17 protein-coding genes are annotated in these 16,972 nt (G+C 70.6%); 15 read left to right on the top strand and 2 right to left on the bottom strand.

Annotation, left to right across the window (positions count from 1 at the left end):
- Positions 1-440: 440 nt before the first annotated feature.
- Positions 441-860, bottom strand: a complete 420-nt coding sequence (locus MXD60_RS01340) for a hypothetical protein (RefSeq protein ID WP_248816885.1) — start codon at positions 858-860, stop codon at positions 441-443.
- A 786-nt stretch (positions 861-1,646) separates the two neighbouring features.
- On the opposite strand from MXD60_RS01340, the gene nifV reads away from it, so the two are divergent.
- The 4 genes from nifV (at position 1,647) to nifK (ending at position 7,192) form a co-directional block, all read left to right on the top strand.
- The gene (nifV, locus tag MXD60_RS01335; RefSeq protein ID WP_248816883.1) at positions 1,647-2,864 is read left to right on the top strand and encodes a homocitrate synthase; all 1,218 of its coding nucleotides are present in this window, start codon (positions 1,647-1,649) and stop codon (positions 2,862-2,864) included.
- A 184-nt stretch (positions 2,865-3,048) separates the two neighbouring features.
- Positions 3,049-3,912, top strand: coding sequence for a nitrogenase iron protein (nifH, locus tag MXD60_RS01330; RefSeq protein WP_248816881.1), 864 nt, complete (start codon positions 3,049-3,051; stop codon positions 3,910-3,912).
- A gap of 44 nt (positions 3,913-3,956) precedes the next feature.
- A complete protein-coding gene (gene nifD, locus MXD60_RS01325; protein WP_248816879.1) occupies positions 3,957-5,417 on the top strand; it encodes a nitrogenase molybdenum-iron protein alpha chain in 1,461 nt (486 codons plus the stop codon).
- 212 nt (positions 5,418-5,629) lie between these two features.
- On the top strand, positions 5,630-7,192 hold the full coding sequence (gene nifK, locus MXD60_RS01320) for a nitrogenase molybdenum-iron protein subunit beta (protein WP_248816878.1): 1,563 nt from the start codon (positions 5,630-5,632) through the stop codon (positions 7,190-7,192).
- A gap of 4 nt (positions 7,193-7,196) precedes the next feature.
- Here nifK and MXD60_RS01315 read toward each other — a convergent pair whose 3' ends face one another.
- Positions 7,197-7,361 carry a hypothetical protein gene (locus MXD60_RS01315; protein WP_248816877.1) on the bottom strand — a complete coding sequence of 55 codons (165 nt, stop codon included), beginning with the start codon at positions 7,359-7,361 and terminating at the stop codon, positions 7,197-7,199.
- 84 nt (positions 7,362-7,445) lie between these two features.
- Here MXD60_RS01315 and nifE point away from each other — a divergent pair, with 84 nt between their 5' ends.
- The 11 genes from nifE to MXD60_RS01260 all read left to right on the top strand — a co-directional run bounded on the left by nifE (position 7,446) and on the right by MXD60_RS01260 (position 16,895).
- Positions 7,446-8,840 (top strand): nitrogenase iron-molybdenum cofactor biosynthesis protein NifE, encoded by a 1,395-nt coding sequence (gene nifE, locus MXD60_RS01310; RefSeq protein ID WP_248816876.1) that lies wholly within the window; start codon positions 7,446-7,448, stop codon positions 8,838-8,840.
- Positions 8,840-10,495 (top strand): nitrogenase component 1, encoded by a 1,656-nt coding sequence (locus tag MXD60_RS01305; protein WP_248816875.1) that lies wholly within the window; start codon positions 8,840-8,842, stop codon positions 10,493-10,495. Before nifE ends, MXD60_RS01305 begins: the two co-directional genes overlap by 1 nt.
- The gene (gene nifX / locus MXD60_RS01300; RefSeq protein WP_248816874.1) at positions 10,489-10,920 is read left to right on the top strand and encodes a nitrogen fixation protein NifX; all 432 of its coding nucleotides are present in this window, start codon (positions 10,489-10,491) and stop codon (positions 10,918-10,920) included. The genes MXD60_RS01305 and nifX overlap by 7 nt, the downstream gene beginning before the upstream one ends.
- Positions 10,917-11,360, top strand: a complete 444-nt coding sequence (locus MXD60_RS01295; RefSeq protein WP_248816873.1) for a NifX-associated nitrogen fixation protein — start codon at positions 10,917-10,919, stop codon at positions 11,358-11,360. The genes nifX and MXD60_RS01295 overlap by 4 nt, the downstream gene beginning before the upstream one ends.
- Positions 11,350-11,598 carry a CCE_0567 family metalloprotein gene (locus tag MXD60_RS01290; protein ID WP_248816872.1) on the top strand — a complete coding sequence of 83 codons (249 nt, stop codon included), beginning with the start codon at positions 11,350-11,352 and terminating at the stop codon, positions 11,596-11,598. The genes MXD60_RS01295 and MXD60_RS01290 overlap by 11 nt, the downstream gene beginning before the upstream one ends.
- Positions 11,595-11,993: a nitrogenase-stabilizing/protective protein NifW gene (gene nifW / locus MXD60_RS01285; RefSeq protein ID WP_248816871.1), complete on the top strand. Its 399-nt coding sequence runs from the start codon at positions 11,595-11,597 to the stop codon at positions 11,991-11,993. The genes MXD60_RS01290 and nifW overlap by 4 nt, the downstream gene beginning before the upstream one ends.
- On the top strand, positions 11,990-12,475 hold the full coding sequence (locus MXD60_RS01280; RefSeq protein ID WP_248816870.1) for a nitrogen fixation protein NifZ: 486 nt from the start codon (positions 11,990-11,992) through the stop codon (positions 12,473-12,475). Before nifW ends, MXD60_RS01280 begins: the two co-directional genes overlap by 4 nt.
- The gene (gene nifB, locus MXD60_RS01275) at positions 12,472-13,959 is read left to right on the top strand and encodes a nitrogenase cofactor biosynthesis protein NifB (RefSeq protein WP_248816869.1); all 1,488 of its coding nucleotides are present in this window, start codon (positions 12,472-12,474) and stop codon (positions 13,957-13,959) included. The genes MXD60_RS01280 and nifB overlap by 4 nt, the downstream gene beginning before the upstream one ends.
- Positions 13,956-14,576 (top strand): iron-sulfur cluster assembly accessory protein, encoded by a 621-nt coding sequence (locus MXD60_RS01270; protein ID WP_248816868.1) that lies wholly within the window; start codon positions 13,956-13,958, stop codon positions 14,574-14,576. The genes nifB and MXD60_RS01270 overlap by 4 nt, the downstream gene beginning before the upstream one ends.
- A gap of 67 nt (positions 14,577-14,643) precedes the next feature.
- A complete protein-coding gene (locus MXD60_RS01265; protein ID WP_248816867.1) occupies positions 14,644-15,543 on the top strand; it encodes a HesA/MoeB/ThiF family protein in 900 nt (299 codons plus the stop codon).
- Complete coding sequence (locus MXD60_RS01260; RefSeq protein WP_248816866.1) at positions 15,540-16,895, top strand: cysteine desulfurase family protein; 1,356 nt, start codon at positions 15,540-15,542, stop codon at positions 16,893-16,895. The genes MXD60_RS01265 and MXD60_RS01260 overlap by 4 nt, the downstream gene beginning before the upstream one ends.
- Positions 16,896-16,972: the final 77 nt, after the last annotated feature.

Raw genomic sequence — 16,972 nt, 5'->3', positions numbered from 1 at the left:
TAGCTGTCCGATCGGTCAGGACTGTCCGATCGGACAGGAAAGCGGTCCCCGTCACAGCGTGCTACCACCGGGAGGTCCGGTGTGTCTGGCGGCGGGACTGGGTGTGGCCCTTTGCTATGGACAAAGCGGGCGCGACACGCACTAGAAGGGCCACGGTGGTCCCTCTGCCGCGCAGGCATCGGGCATCTCGGACGCATCGGGTGGCACAGCAGGTGAACGGCGGCGCGAACGCGGTGACGGTGAGCCCCGAGCGGCGATCTCGGCGGCTCACCGGCACGACACGGCACGGCACGGCGGGTGTGTCCGCCGGCGTCGGGAGGTGGCGATCGGGTGGTGCGAGGCGGAGTCCCGTGGCCGCGCCGTGCGCGGCGGGACGGATGGTCCGGTGGGCCGCTCGATGACCGGCGAGTGTCACCGAGCGTGGCCAGAAGGCCGTGGTGCTAGATGGGACGGGCGCAGTCCCGGCATCGGTCGTTGAGGATCGACAGGAGCTCGACGGCCTTGAGGGAGGCGTCGCGCACCTTGGCGAGGTCCTGCGACGAGTTCAGCCGGACCAGCGCGGTCTCCGCGCCATCCGAGGCGCCCTCACGAACCGCTTCGACGATCTCGGCTGCGGGGGTGCCGTACTGGAAGAGGAGAATCTCCTTGTCCTGATAGGCGGGCAGTTCAACCGGCAGGTGCCCCAGGCCGATACCGGCGAGGTTGCGGCTGAGGATCTGCCTTACGTTCGTGCCGAGTCGGCCGTAGCCACCGATCTCCCGCAGCATGCCCATGGTGGTCCTGAAGACTCCGTTGTTTCCCACCACGGCCGACCGCAGGTCCTCCCAGGTCCCGGGAGCGTCGGTTGGCACACCGATCATCTGCGCCTCCGACATCTCTACACTCCCAGCTGGCAACCGAGGTTCCCCGTGTACACGTCCACCGACACGCCCAGCTCCTTCCGCTCTCCCAGGCGGGAAAGCCCTGCGTTCCGCCGGTACCGGCGCGGCCCGACAGTACCGGCGTGACCAGGCTTCTTTTTTCTTATCCATAAGATATCCCAGGCGCTAGGACAGGTCCAACCCAGGAACTAGGACAAGGGTTTCGGAACCGTTAACCCTCGCTGCACAGGACGATGATGACGCCGTTCGGCCGTGCCGATTAGTGCGTACTCCGCACCGCCGGGGCGCGGGCGGTGCAGGGGCCGATGAGCACGTTTCCGCAACACTTGAATAGCGAAATAGGGGCCGACTGGCCGCCGCCGGAGACGGCCCGGCATCGCCGTGGTCGGCCGCGGCCGCCGGGCCTGCCATTTTCGACCGAGGCCGGCCCCGACCTCCGGTGAGGGGGGCGACCGCGTGGGCCCCGACCTCCGTCCCGCCGCACCCCAGCGGGGTGCGGGGGGCCACGCACGGGGGCGCCACCGGCGGCTCCGGAGTGGTCCCGAAGAAAAACTTATCCTTGAGTTTATCCTCGGAGATATCGTCGTCAATAACGTGACCGCATATCTTCCGCCCATCCGCGAAGAATACCTGTTAACCGCGAAGTTACCCGCGCTTGCCAGTCCGAAATAATCGGCTCCTAGTCTGATTCATGTCGCCGCCGAACAAACGGTGAACCACAGTTCGCGGCGCAGCCCATGGTCTTCAGTACCGGAGCGACGGCTGGTGATGACAGTGCGAGACAGCAGTTTTCCCAGCTCATCCGCCACGACGATGCGAGCGGACGCGGCGATCAAATTCTGTGACACCACGCTCCGCGACGGCGAGCAGGCGCCTGGTGTCGCATTCACCGCGGCCGAGAAACTCGCCATCGCCGCCGCCCTGGACGCCATCGGGGTGCACCAGATCGAGGCCGGTATCCCGGCGATGGGTGTCACCGAACGGGACGTGCTGCGGGAGATCCTCGCGACCGCCCCGCGGGCGGAGATCGTGGGCTGGTGCCGGGCCGACCACCGCGACGTCGAGGCCGCGGCGAGTTGCGGCATCGTCACCGCGCACCTGACCATCCCCGTCTCCGACCTGCACCTGAAGAGCAAGTTGGAGCGGGATCGGGCCTGGGCGCGGCGCCGGGTCAGCGACTGCGTCAAGGACGCGACGGACCGCGGAATGCGGGTCAGCGTCGGCATGGAGGACGCCTCCCGCGCCGACGACGGCTTCGTCACGGACCTGGCCGGCGAACTGCGGGAACTGGGCGTCACCAGGCTGCGCTGGGCCGACACCGTCGGCCTGCTCGACCCGGTGAGCGCGTACGACCGGCTGGGGCGACTGGTCAGGGCGGTCCCGGGGCCGTGGGAAATCCACGCCCACGACGACTTCGGCCTGGCGACGGCGAACACCATTGCTGCCGTCCAGGCGGGGTTCACCTGGGTCAGCACCACCGTGCTGGGCCTGGGCGAACGCGCCGGGAACGCTCCGATCGAAGAGGTCGCGATGGCGCTTCGGCACCTGCTGAAGCTCCCGGTCGACCTCGACACCACCTCGTTCCGCACACTGGCGCGGCTGGTGTCACGGGCCGCGGGCCGGCCGCTGCCGGCCGGTAAGGCGGTTGTCGGGGAGTCGGTGTTCGCGCACGAGTCCGGCATCCACGTGCACGGGATCCTGCGTCACCCGGCGACCTACGAGCCGTTCGACCCGGCCGAGGTGGGCGGGCGGCGCCGGCTCACCGTCGGCAAGCACAGCGGGCGGGCCAGTGTCCGCCACGCGCTGGAGCAGTGCGGCATCGAGGCCGACGAAAGCGAGCTCGAACCGCTCGTCGAGCAGGTTCGGATCGCCGCGACAAAGCACAAGCGTGGCCTGGGCAGCCGCGACTTCCACGAGCTTCTCGGGCGGGTCGAGATGCCGGCCCCCCGAGCGGGGATCCCGACGAGCGAAGAGCAGGTCTGACCGACCTCGCACACGCGCCGACGGATTCAGCACGACCAGCACAACGGTAGTGCCGACGTCCCGGTCCAAACGACCGGCGGCACGTCCGGCACCCCGCGGACACGACTGCGCGCGGCCGGCCCGACCGGCAGGGCCACGCCTGAGGATCCGCGAGCCGGGCAACCGTACCAAGGAGGAGCACCGAATGCGCCAGATCGCCTTCTACGGCAAGGGTGGTATTGGCAAGTCCACCACCCAGCAGAACACCATGGCGGCCATGGCCGAGATGGGTCAGCGGGTCATGATCGTCGGCTGTGACCCCAAGGCCGACTCGACCCGCCTGATCCTGCACGCGAAGGCGCAGACCTCCGTCATCCAGCTCGCGGCCGAGAAGGGTTCCGTCGAGGACCTGGAGCTCGACGAGGTGCTGGTCGAGGGTCAGTGGGGCATCAAGTGCGTGGAGTCCGGCGGTCCGGAGCCGGGTGTGGGCTGCGCGGGCCGTGGCGTCATCACCTCCATCACGTACCTGGAGGAGGCCGGCGCCTACGAGAACCTGGACTTCGTGACCTACGACGTCCTTGGTGACGTTGTGTGTGGTGGCTTCGCGATGCCGATCCGCCAGGGCAAGGCGCAGGAGATCTACATCGTCACCTCCGGCGAGATGATGGCGATGTACGCGGCGAACAACATCGCCCGAGGCATCCTCAAGTACGCGCACTCCGGCGGTGTCCGCCTCGGTGGGCTCATCTGCAACAGCCGTAACACCGACCGCGAGGACGAGCTGATCATGGAGCTCGCCCGCCGTCTGAACACCCAGATGATCCACTTCATCCCGCGTAACAACGTCGTGCAGCACGCCGAGCTGCGCCGGATGACGGTCATCGAGTACGACCCGACCAACAGCCAGGCCGACCAGTACCGCGAGCTGGCCAACAAGATCGTCAACAACGACATGAAGACGATCCCGACCCCGATCACCATGGACGAGCTCGAGGAGCTCCTGATCGACTTCGGGATCATGGCGCAGGAGGACGAGACCGTGATCGGCAAGGCTGCCGCCGTCGCCTAGTACTCCAAACTCCCTGCTCCGACACCGAGGATGAGGTCCTGACCATGACGACGACCCCGGCACCCGAGAGGGCCGAGACCGAGGCGATGATCGCCGAGGTTCTGTCCCAGTACCCCGCGAAGGCAGCCAAGTTCCGGGCCAAGCACATCAAGTCCAACGACCCCGAGGGGTCGAAGGAGTGCGAGGTCAAGTCCAACATCAAGTCCCGTCCTGGGGTCATGACGATCCGTGGCTGCGCCTACGCCGGTTCCAAGGGTGTGGTGTGGGGCCCGGTGAAGGACATGGTCACCATCAGTCACGGGCCGGTCGGTTGCGGTCAGTACTCCTGGGCCACCCGGCGCAACTATGCCCATGGCCACCTGGGCGTCGACAACTTCACGGCGATGCAGATCACGACCGACTTCCAGGAAAAGGACATCGTCTTCGGCGGTGACACCAAGCTGGAGAAGGTCCTGGACGAGATCGTCGAGTTGTTCCCGCTGGCCAAGGGCATCTCGGTGCAGTCCGAGTGCCCGATCGGTCTGATCGGCGACGACATCGAGGCCGTTGCCAAGAAGTCCGCGAAGAAGAACGACATCCCGGTCATCCCGGTTCGCTGCGAGGGCTTCCGCGGCGTCAGCCAGTCCCTGGGCCACCACATCGCGAACGACGCGGTTCGCGACCACGTGCTTGGCACCGGCGGCGGCACCTTCGAGCAGACCGACTACGACGTCGCGCTGATCGGTGACTACAACATCGGCGGCGACGCGTGGGCGTCGCGGCGGATCCTCGAGGAGATGGGCCTTCGGGTCATCGCCCAGTGGTCCGGCGACGGCACGATCAACGAGATGAAGTCGACGCACCTGTCGAAGCTCAACCTGATCCACTGCTACCGCTCGATGAACTACATCTGCACCACCATGGAAGACCGCTTCGGCACCCCGTGGACCGAGTTCAACTTCTTCGGCCCGTCGAAGATCATCTCCTCCATGCGCAAGATCGCCGAGTTCTTCGATGACGAGATCAAGGCGAAGACCGAGGCGGCGATCGCTCGTTACCAGGTCCGCTTCGATGAGATCACCAAGGCGTTCCGGCCCCGGCTGGAGGGCAAGCGGGTGATGCTCGCGGTCGGTGGCCTGCGCCCCCGCCACACCATCGGCGCGTACGAGGACCTTGGCATGGAGGTCGTCGGTACCGGCTACGAGTTCGCCCACAAGGACGACTACACCCGGACCTACGCCATGCTCAAGGAAGGCACCGTTCTCTACGACGACCCGACCGCGTTCGAGCTCGAGGAGTTCGCCAAGTTCCTCAAGCCGGACCTGATGGGTGCGGGCGTCAAGGAGAAGTACGTCTTCCACAAGATGGGCATCCCCTTCCGGCAGATGCACTCCTGGGACTACTCCGGGCCCTACCACGGAGTGGATGGCTTCGCGGTCTTCGCCCGTGACATGGACATCGCGATCAACAGCCCGGCCTGGGACCTCCTGGAGGCTCCCTGGTCGAAGGCCGGCGAGGTGTCCTGACCCAGCCGTCCACACGGCACTCGGCATGAGCGGCCAGGCGTGAGCCGGCGCTAGCCGAACCGCCGGGCGAGGAACCGCCCGGCACCCGCGGTACGCGCGGTTTCCCAGCACTGGCCGATAGCAGCCGCCAGCGACCAGCGGTGGCTGGCGGCTGCCGGCCAGGCATCAAGCCCCCGTAGGGGACAGCCCCACAGGGGAGAGGAGGACGTCCGGTGACGACGACCCCGGAGAACAGCAGCGAAGTCCCACTGCGTGTCCTCGACCACAACGACATCTTTCGTGACGAGGTCTACCAGAAGCAGTTCGAGGGCAAGCGCGAGTTCGAGGACGCGGCCTCCAAGGAAGAGGTCCAGCGCGTCCTGGACTGGACTCGTGGGTGGGAGTACCGCGAGAAGAACTTCGCCCGCGAGGGCCTGACCGTCAACCCGGCCAAGGCCTGCCAGCCGCTCGGCGCGGTTCTCGCCGCGCTCGGCTTCGAGGGCACCATGCCGCTGGTCCACGGCTCGCAGGGCTGCGTGGCGTACTTCCGCAGCCACTTCGCCCGGCACTTCAAGGAGCCGGTGCCCGCCGCCTCCACCTCGATGACCGAGGATGCCGCCGTGTTCGGCGGGATCAACAACCTCGTCGAGGCGATGGAGAACATCAGCGCCCTCTACAAGCCGAAGCACATCGCGGTCAGCACCACCTGCATGGCCGAGGTCATCGGTGAGGACCTGTTCGCCTACATCGGCGCGGCACGCGAGCAGGGCGTCATCGCCGAGGACTTCCCGGTGTCGTACGCCCACACCCCGTCCTTCGTGGGCTCGCACATCACCGGCTACGACGTGATGCTCAAGGGCATCCTCGAGATGCTGGCGAAGTCCCCGGACGCGGACGCGTCGAAGGTGAAGAAGTCGGACAAGCCCCGGCTGAACGTCATCCCCGGCTTCGACACCTACGTCGGCAACCACCGCGAGTACCGGCGCATCCTCGAGCTGATGGGTGTCGACCCGCTGATCCTGGGCGACCACTCCAGCTCGCTGGACTCCCCGGCCGAGGGCGAGTACTTCCTCTACCCGGGTGGCACCCCGCTCGCGCAGGGCGCGCAGGCGAAGTTCAGCCGCGCGAGCCTGATCCTGCAGCAGACCTCGCTGCACCGCACCACCGAGTACATCCAGAAGGACTGGAAGCAGGAGACCGTCCTGCTGGAGACCCCGCTCGGGGTCAAGGGCACCGACGCCTTCCTGACCGAGGTCGCCCGGGTCGCGGAGGTCAGCGTCCCGACCGAGCTCACCGTCGAGCGCGGCCGCCTCGTCGACGCGATCACCGACTCGCACGCCTACGTGCACGGCAAGCGCGTCGCGATCGCCGGCGACCCGGACCTCGTCATCGCGCTGACCCGGTTCGTGCTCGAGCTCGGGATGATCCCCATCCACATCGTGAGCACGAACGCCGACAGCACGTTCAAGGCCCGCATGGAGAAGGTGCTCTCCGCCAGCAAGTTCGGCTCGGAGGCCACCGTCTGGCCGGAGAAGGACCTCTGGCACCTGCGGTCGCTGGTCTTCACCGAGCCGGTCGACCTGCTCATCGGCAGCATGCAGCTCAAGTACATCTCCCGTGAGGCGAAGGTGCCGCTGGTCCGGGTCGGGTTCCCGATCTTCGACCGGCACCACCTGCACCGCTTCCCGATCGTCGGGTACACGGGCGGGCTGCACCTGCTCACCCAGCTCGTCAACACGATCCTCGACGAGATGGACCGCGAGGCCCCCGACCACAGCTTCGACGCGGTCCGCTGACCTGTCACCTGCTGTAGCCGGGATCGCCACCGGCGTCGCCGCTCACCGCGGCGACCAGCCGGGGCCAGACGTGGTCGGCCGGTCGCGCCCACCGCGCTCCCTGCGGCCGGCCGACCACTCCCCGCGGGTCGAGACGGGCCAGGACCACCTGCACCGACTCCCCGCTCACGGGCGGGTCGGTCGACTCCCTCCCGGGTCGACCGACCCCCTTGTCCAGCCTCACCCGAGGACCGCCCCCTCCCGAGGATGGCCTATGTCTGCTGCAGACCGTGCCGCGTTGTTCACCGAAACCTCCTGTGACACCAACACCACCAAGAGCGAGAAGCAGCGCAAGGCCGGTTGCCCCAAGCCCAAGCCGGGTGGCACCTCCGGCGGCTGCACCTTCGACGGCGCGATGATCACCCTGGTGCCGATCGTCGACAGCGCGCACATCGTCCACGGCCCGATCGCCTGCGCCGGCAACTCCTGGGACGGCCGCGGCAGCCTGTCGTCCGGGCCGACGCTGTACCGCCGCGGCTTCACCACCGACATGACCGAGAACGACGTGGTTCTCGGCGGGGAGCAGCGGCTGTTCGACACGATCCTCGACGTCGTCGAGCGGTTCGCGCCCCCAGCGGTCTTCGTCTACACCACCTGCGTCACCGCCATGATCGGCGACGACCTCGACGCGGTGTGCACGGCCGCCACCGCGCAGACCGGCGTGCCGGTCATCCCGGTCGACGCCCCCGGCTTCGTCGGGAACAAGAACCTCGGCAACAAGATCGCCGGCCAGGCACTGCTGGACCACGTGATCGGCACCGTCGAGCCGGCCGACGTCGGCCGGTTCGACGTGAACCTGATCGGCGAGTACAACATCGCCGGCGAGCTGTGGGACGTGCTGCCGCTGCTCGGCCGGCTCGGCATCCGGGTCCGGGCGTGCATCAGTGGCGACGCCCGCTACCACGACGTGGCCGCCGCCCACCGGGCGAAGGCGTCGATGGTCGTCTGCTCCCGGGCGCTGCTCGGCCTCGCCCGCGGGCTGGACGAGCGCTACGACATTCCCTGGTTCGAGGGCAGCTTCTACGGCACCCGGGCGATGGGCGACACCCTTCGCGGCTTCGCCCGCCTGCTCGGCGACGACGAGCTCACCCGGCGCACGGAGGAACTCATCGCCGCCGAGGAGGCCGCCACCGAGAAGGCGCTCGCGCCGTACCGGGAGCGCCTGGCCGGCCGCAGGGCGGTGCTCTACACCGGCGGCGTCAAGAGCTGGTCGATCGTCTCCGCGCTGCAGGACCTCGGCATCGAGGTCGTGGGCAGCGGCATCACGAAGAGCTCCGACGGGGACGTCGAGAAGATCCGTGAGCTGCTCGGCGACGCGAAGATGATCAAAGAGGGCAGCCCGCGGGAACTGCTGCGGGTGGCCGCGGAGACCGGCGCGGACATCCTCGTCGCCGGTGGCCGCAACCAGTACACCGCGATCAAGGGCCGGCTGCCGTTCCTCGACATCAACCAGGAACGGCACATCCCCTACGCGGGCTACACCGGGATGGTCGAGTTCGCCCGCCGCCTCGACATGGCGATCTCCAGCCCCGTCTGGGAGCAGGTCCGCCGGCCCGCGCCGTGGGACGCCCCCGCCCCCGCCCTCGCCGACCTGGCCGGGGTGGCGTGATGGCGAAGATCGTCATTGCCGAGCGGGGCGCCGCGATCGACCCGCTCAAGCTCAGCCAGCCGCTCGGCGCGGCGCTCGTCTTCCTCGGCCTCGCCGGCTCGCTGCCGATCATGCACGGCTCGCAGGGCTGCGCGTCGTTCGCCAAGGCCCTGCTCACCCGGCACTTCAACGAGCCGATCCCGCTGCAGACCACGGCGATCAGCGAGGTGACCGCCGTCGTCGGCAGCGGCGAGGCGATGGTCGCGACCCTCGACGCCATCCGCAAGAAGCAGCGCCCGGACGTGATCGGCCTGCTCACCACCGGCGTCACCGAGGTCTCGGGGGAGGATGTCGGCGGCCAGCTGCGGTCCTACCTGGCGGCCTGGGCCGAGGCCGACACCGACAGCGCGCGCCCCGACGGCGCCCCGGACACCACCACCGCCTCGGCACCGCTGATCATCGGGGTGTCCACCCCGGACTTCGTCGGCGGCCTCACCGACGGCTGGTCCGCGGCCCTGGAGGCGCTGATCCGCGCGGTCATCCCGGCGCCGACGACGGCCCGCGGCCCGGCGGACGGGGCGACCGCGCTGGTCGCGGCCTCGACCCCGGCCGCCCTCAGCCGGTCGGCCGGCACCGCTCGCGCGATCCCCGCGACGGAGCCGGCCGCCACCGCCGCACAGGTCACGACCGCCGTGCCGGCCTCGCCCCTGACCCGGCAGGCCAGGACGGCCAGCGTGACCCGTCCGGCCGGAAGCGCCGGCGAGGACGGCGACCTGATCGCCATCCTCGCCGGTCCCGGACTCACCGCGGCCGACCTGGACGAGCTCGCCGGCCTGGTGCGCGCGTTCGGCCTCGTCCCGGTGCTGGTGCCGGACCTGTCCGGCTCGCTGGACGGGCACCTCGCCCCCGCCTGGCAACCCACGACCACCGGCGGTACCACGCTCGCCGAGCTGCGCTCGCTGCGCGACGCCCGGGCCGTCCTGGTCGCCGGGGCCGCAGCGACCACCGCGGGCGAGCTGCTCGCCGCCCGCACCGGCGCCCCGCTGTTCGACCACCCCCACCTGACCGGCCTGACCGAGATGGACGCCCTGGTCAGCGAGCTGATGGTGGTCAGCGGCCGGACCGCCCCGCGGGAGGTCCGCCGGGCCCGCGAACGCCTCGCGGACGGACTGCTCGACGCGCACTTCGTGCTCGGCGGCGTCCGGGTCGCGATCGCCGCCGAGCCCGATCTCCTGGTCGCGGCCGGGTCGCTGCTGCACGACGCCGGTGCCGAGATCGTCACCGCGATGGCGCCGACCTCGGAGCCGGTCCTCGCCGACGCGCCCTGGGCCGAGGTCGTCGTCGGCGACCTGGACGAGTTCGCCGAGCGGGCCGCGGCGGCCGGTGCCGAACTGGTGCTCGGCTCCAGCCACACCCGCGAGGTCGCCCACCGGATCGGCGCCGCGTTCCTGCCGCTCGGCTTTCCGATCTTCGACCGGCTGGGGGCGGCGCTGGCCAGCACCGCTGGCTACGCCGGCAGCCTTCGCCTGCTCCTCGACGCGGCCAACCGCGTCCTCGACCACGGGCCCGGCGGGCACACGAGCGACGGGCGGTCCACCACGGACCTCACCCGTCAGCCGGGCGCCACGGCCGACCCCGATGAACTCGACGACCTGTTCCAGGAGTCACCGTGTTGAAGATCGCCTTCGCCACCAGCGACGGAACCGCCGTGGACCAGCACTTCGGCTGGTGCCAACGGTTCGACGTGTACGAGGTCGGCCCCACCGGGTCGCGCCTGCTGGAGCGCCGCCTGCTGGACGCGGCCTCCGACGACGAGGAAGGCAAGATCGAATCCAGGCTCGCGGCGGTCCTCGACTGCGTGATCCTCAACATCAGCGACATCGGCGGCACAGCGGCCGCCCGCGTCGTGAAGGCCAAGATCCATCCGGTGAAGGTGGCCAAGGGCACCAGCGTCGAGGACCTGCTGGCCCGGTACATCTCGACCCTCGCCGGCACTCCGCCGCCGTGGCTGCGCAAGGTGATGCGGGCCCGAGACCCGCAGCCGGCCGAGCAGAGCTGGACCCGCAGCGTCGCCGCGGTGCTCAAGGGAGATGCGGCATGACCGAGACGACCGGATTCCTGCGCGACCTGGTCGACCAGGTCCGCGCCAGCGACGCGTACGGCCAGCTCGACCGGTTCTCCGACGACCACCTGCTGGCGCCGTTCGTCCTCACCCGCGAGGACCGCCGCAACATCGCCGCCAACTGCGACCTGGAACCCGCGACCGAGGCCCGGCTGCGGTCGTTCTACCAGGCCGTCGCCGCCGCCACCGAGCGGGCCACCGGCGCCTTCACGACGACGATCCTCGACCTCAGTCACGAGGGCTTCGGCCGAGTGATCATCTTTGCCGGCCGGCTCGTCGTGGTCTCCGAGGCGCTGCGCGACGTGCAGCGCTTCGGCTTCGACTCGCTGGACAGGCTCAGCGCCCGCGGCGAGTCCCTGGTGACCGGCGCGACCAAGGTGATCGAGCAGTACGGGGAGGTCGCCCGCGATGACGCCTGACCCCGCACCCGAGGCCGTCCGACGCGAAGACGCTGCCGAACTCGACCCGGAGGCGGCCCGCAAGCGGTTGCGCCGGCTCAACAGCCGCGCCTCGCAGCTGAAGCTCGATCTGCACGACCTCTCCGAGGAGCTCCCGCTCGGCTGGGAGTCGATCCTCGACGTCGCCCAGCGCACCTACGACGCCTACGCCGAAATCGCCCTGCTCGAGGGCCAGGCCGAGAAGGAGACGTCGGCATGAGCACGACCACCGCCGCGGCCCAGCTCGCCGAGTTCCACCGCTGCACCACCGCGGAGCAGTACCTCGACCTGCTCGGCGTCGCCTACGACCCGCGCGTCGTCGCCGTCAACCGGCTGCACATCCTGCGGCTGTTCGGCGACGAGCTGGGCCGCCTGCACGACGCCGGCGACGGCGAGCAGGCCGACCCGGCGGAACTGCTGCGCGTCTACCACGACGGCCTCGAGCGCTGCTACCAGGCGTTCCTCAATGCCACGGCGCTGGACCACCGGGTCTTCAAGGTCCTCAAGGACCGCGCACCTGAGGCGGCGGGCTTCGTGCCGTCGTCCGACATCACCGTGCAGCGGCCGGGCGACGCCCGGCCGGCACCGACCGCGCAGCCGGAGGAGGACCAGTGAGCAGCAACACCTACGACGTCGGAGATGTCGTCGTCACCGTCAAGGAGCTGCGCAACGACGGCACCTACCCCGACCCGGCGGTCTCCGTCGGCGAAGTGCTGGTCGAGGCGGGTACCCGGGGCGAGGTCATCAACGTCGGCCTCTACCTGCAGGAACACATCGTCTACGCGGTCGCCTTCCGCAACGGCCGGGTTGTCGGCGCCCTGGAGCGCGAACTCGCTCCGCTGCCGGACGGCGAGGGAGAACCCACCCGCGAGCCGAGCGCGCCGCCGGTCGCCGTCCCGATCGCGACGAGTGTGTCGACCTCGGCGCCGACCGCGGACGAGCACCACGGCGGGTCTGGTGGCGGCTGCAAGCACGGCAAGGCCGACTGCTCCGGCGGCGGTGGCAAGGGCCACGGCCACGGCGACAAGGCCGGGAGCGAGCCGGCGGCGAAGTCGACCGTTGCGGGGGCGGCCGGTGGGAAGGACGGCCCCCGATGAGCGCCGGCTGCCGGAGCACCACCAGCTGCGGCACCACCACGCCGCAGCAGGACCCGGAGATCGCCGAGAAGATCGCCAACCATCCGTGCTACAGCGCTGAGGCGCACCAGTACTACGCCCGCATGCACGTCGCGGTCGCCCCCGCCTGCAACATCCAGTGCAACTACTGCAACCGGAAGTACGACTGCGCCAACGAGAGCCGGCCGGGCGTCACCAGTGACCTGCTGACCCCCGAGGACGCGTTCGCCAAGGTCAAGCTGGTCGCCAGCGAGATCAAGCAGATGAGCGTGCTCGGCATCGCCGGACCCGGTGACCCGCTGGCCAACCCGAAGCCGACGTTCCGCACGATGGAACTGGTGGCCCGGGACTGCCCGGACATCAAGCTCTGCCTGTCGACCAACGGGCTGCGCCTGCCCGAGTTCGTCGACCGCATCGCCGACCTGAACGTCGACCACGTGACGATCACGATCAACATGATCGATCCCGCGGTCGGCGAGCGGATCTACCCGTGGGTCGCCTACAGGGGCAAGCGGTACACCGGCCAGGAAGCCTCGCGGATCCTCTCCGAGCAGCAGCTCGAAGGCCTCGCCGCGCTGGCCGACCGGAAGATCCTCTGCAAGGTCAACTCGGTGCTGATCCCCGGGGTCAACGACGAGCACCTCGTCGAGGTCTCCCGGACGGTCAAGGAGCTCGGCGCGTTCCTGCACAACGTGATGCCGCTGGTCTCGGCGCCCGAGCATGGCACCCACTTCGGCCTGACCGGCCAGCGCGGGCCGACCGCGCAGGAGCTCAAGCTCCTGCAGGACCGGTGCGAGCAGGACGACGGCGCCGAGATGAACATGATGCGGCACTGCCGGCAGTGCCGCTCCGACGCGGTCGGCCTGCTCGGCGAGGACCGCGGCGACGAGTTCAGCCCCGAGACATACCAGGGTCGCGAGATCGCCTACGACCTAGAAGGCCGGCAGGCCGCGCACGAGGAGATCGAGCGCTGGCGCTCCGAGGTCGCCATGACCCGGGAGAGCCTCAACATCTCCACCGGCCTGACGATCCCGACTCCCCCGGACGAGCCGGCCGCCCCGGCGGTCCGCCCGGACGAGGTGGTCCTCGTCGCCGTCGCGACCAAGGGCAGCGGCGTCGTCAACCAGCACTTCGGCCACGCCGGCGAGTTCTGGATCTACGAGGCCGCACCCGGCTGGGCGCGGCTGGTGCAGACCCGCGACGTCGACCGCTACTGCAACGGCCCGTCCGACTGCGACGAGGACGAGGGCGACGGCAAGGGCCCGTCGAAGCTCGCCCAGACCATCGAGATGCTCGCCGACTGTGCCGCGGTGCTCTGCAGCAAGATCGGCCCGGGGCCGACCGACGCCCTGGCCGAGGCCGGCATCGAGCCGGTGGAGATCTACGACCTCATCGACAAGGCGGTGGCCGAAGTCGGCGGCCGCCTCATCACCGACCGTGCACCCGCGGAGGTTGGCACCCCATGACCACGACCACCCCTGTCATCGAGCTGACCGAGCGGGCCCGCACGCAGGTGCGTCACCTGCTCACCTCGACGCCCGGGACGGACGGCTTCGCCCTGCGCATCGGCGTCGAGACGGGCGGCTGCGCCGGCTACACCTACAACCTCTCGCTCGTTCCCGGCGCCGAAGCCGAGGACGCCGTCTACGGCCAGGACGGCTTCGACGTCGTCGTCGCCTCCTCGGTGGCACATCTGCTGCGGGGCATGCGGGTCGACTACGCCGAGACCCTCACGTCCTCCGGGTTCACCTTCACCAACCCGAACGCCAAGAGCTCCTGCGGCTGCGGGTCGTCGTTCGGCGCCTCGGACGCACCGGAGCGCTCCGAGGCCGACGCGTTGCTGCGCGAGCGGGTCGAGGAGGCGATGGCGGAGATCCGTCCGTTCCTACAGGGCGACGGCGGCGACGCCGAGATCGTCGCCGTCCTCGCCGGCGGCGGCCAGCCGGGTTCCGCCGAGGTGCACATGAAGCTGACCGGCGCCTGCGGGAGCTGCTCCAGCGCGGGCGCGACCCTCTCCGGGGTGATCGAGGCCCGGCTCAAGGAGCTGCTGCCGGAGATCGGCCGGGTCGCGCTGGTCTCCTGACCGGCCACGGCTCGGCGGAGCAGCCCGCCCTTTTCCACCCGTCCTGCCGATAACCGCGGAGCGCACGATGGTCACTGCCCGATCCCACTCCCACCCGCGCCTGAGGACGATCTGCCCCGGACCGCCAGCGCGGACCGTGCCGGTCCCGTCAGCGTTGCCCGTCCAGTCCGCCCCGCCCGGTGCCGACGTCTCCCGACGCTACGACCGGCAGGTGAGCATCCCCGGCTTCGGGGTCGCGGTCCAACGGCGGCTGAGTCAGGCGACGGTGCTGGTGGCCGGGGTCGGCGGGGTCGGCGGGGCGGCGGCGACCTACCTGGCCGCCGCCGGGGTCGGCCGGCTCATCCTGGTGCACCCCGGTGACCTGGAGGAGCCCGACCTCAACCGGCAGACGCTGATGCGTCCGGAGCGGGTCGGGCAGTCGCGGGTGCTCTGCGCCGCCGACACACTGCGCGCGCACCACCCGCAGGTGGAGATCGTCGCGATCGACCGCCCGCTGGACGACCCCGCCGTGCCGAGCCTGATCGCCGAGGCCGACGTGGTCGTCGACGCCCGGCACAACTTCCCCGAGCGTTATCTGATCAACCGGTTGTGTGTGCGCAACGGGGTGCCGCTGGTCGTCGCGGCGATGAACTCCACCGAGGCGTACCTGTTGGTGGTCCGGCCGGGGGAGCCGTGCCTGCGGTGCGTGTTCCCGGAGGGCGACCCGTCCTGGGAGCCGCTCGGCTTCCCGGTGCTCGGCTCGGTCGCCGGGACGGTCGGCTGCCTGGCGGCGACCGAGGCGCTGAAGGTCGCCGGCGGGTTCGCCGAGCCCGCCGTCGGCCGCCTCGTCCACGTCGACCTGTGGGACGTCGACATGCGGGCCCCGCGGACCCGGCGCGACCCGGCCTGCCCGGACTGTGGACCAGGCAGCCCGGACAGCCCGGACAGCCCGGACAGCCCGGAACACGACCCCGGCGGCTCCGCATGATCTATCTGGACCACAACGCGACGACCCCGGTCGACCCGGAGGTCCTCAACGCCATGCTGCCGCTGCTGCGGGAGCACTTCGCGAACCCGGCGAGCCCACACCCGGCCGGTCAGGCCGTCGCCCGGCTCGTCGACCAGGCCCGCCGCGACATCGCCACGCTCGCCGGGGCCCGGCCCCGCGACGTCGTGTTCACCAGCGGCGCCACCGAGGCCGCGAACCTGGCGATCGCCGGGATCCTCGCCGGCGAGCCGCCGACGCGGCGCCGGGTGCTGGTCGGCGCCACCGAGCATCCGGCGGTGCTCGCTGCCGCGCGCGCCGCCGCCGAGCGGCACGAGGGCAGCGTGCAGACCATCCGGGTCCACCCGGACGGCGTCCTCGACCTCGCCCACCTGCGCGCACTGCTGCGCCCGACGCCCGCCGGCGGCGAGGTCGCCCTGGTCGCGGTGATGGCGGCGAACAACGAGACGGGGGCGCTGACCGACCCGCGGCCGGTCGCCGAGCTGGCCCACGAGGCCGGGGCGCTGTTCCTCTGCGACATCACCCAGATCTTCGGGCGCCTGCACGTCTCGGTGGTCGACGCCGGCATCGACCTGGCCGTCGCCTCCGCGCACAAGATCTACGGACCGAAGGGCGTCGGCGTGCTCGTCGCCGGGCGCCGGGTGCGGGCCCGGCTCGTGCCGCTCGTCCACGGCGGTGGGCAGGAACGCGGGCTGCGGTCCGGGACCCTGAACACCCCGGGGATCGTCGGCTTCGGCGCCGCCGCCCGGATCGCCGCCGCGGTGATGGACGACGAGGCCACCCGCCACCGCGACCAGACCGAGCTGCTCTACGACCTGCTGGTCGGCTGGCTCGGCGCCGAGACGGTGCAGGTGAACGGGCCGGCCGTGGTCGGCACCGGCCGGCCTGGCCAGGACCGACTGCCGAACACGCTGAACCTGCGTTTCGTCGGTGCCGACGCCGACGCCGTGCAGTCGTGCCTGCCGGACGTGGCGGTCTCCGCCGGCTCCGCGTGCCACGGCGGGGGGCAGGAGCCGTCGCCGGTGCTGCTCGCGATGGGCCGTTCGGCGACCGCGGCGCGGGAGAGCCTGCGCTTCAGCGTCGGCCGGTTCACCACCGTCGACCAGCTCCACGCCGCCGCGGCGACGGTGGCCCGCGCGGTGCTGCGGGTGCAGTCGCTGCACGCGGTCGGTTCCGGCGAGCTGCCCCGGCCCGCCGATCCCGCCGATCCCGCCGATCCCGCAGACCCAGCCGACCCCGCCGACCCGGCCGACCCGTTCGGGTCGGCCGGCGAGGCCGCCTCGATCGGTGGTCGGGCCCCCGAACTGCCCGTTCCCCGATCTGCCCTGCCCTGATCACTGATCCGCGCCGCCCGTCTCGCCGAGCACTCCCCGGTGATGTTCGGCGCGGGACGCGACGCCTGAAATGAGGT

The sequence above is a fragment of the Frankia sp. AgB32 genome (genome assembly GCF_023243045.1).
In the GTDB taxonomy this organism is placed as follows: Bacteria; Actinomycetota; Actinomycetes; order Frankiales; family Frankiaceae; genus Frankia.
The sequence above is the reverse complement of the archived record's forward strand: the minus strand, read 5'-3'. Positions and strand labels throughout refer to the sequence as shown.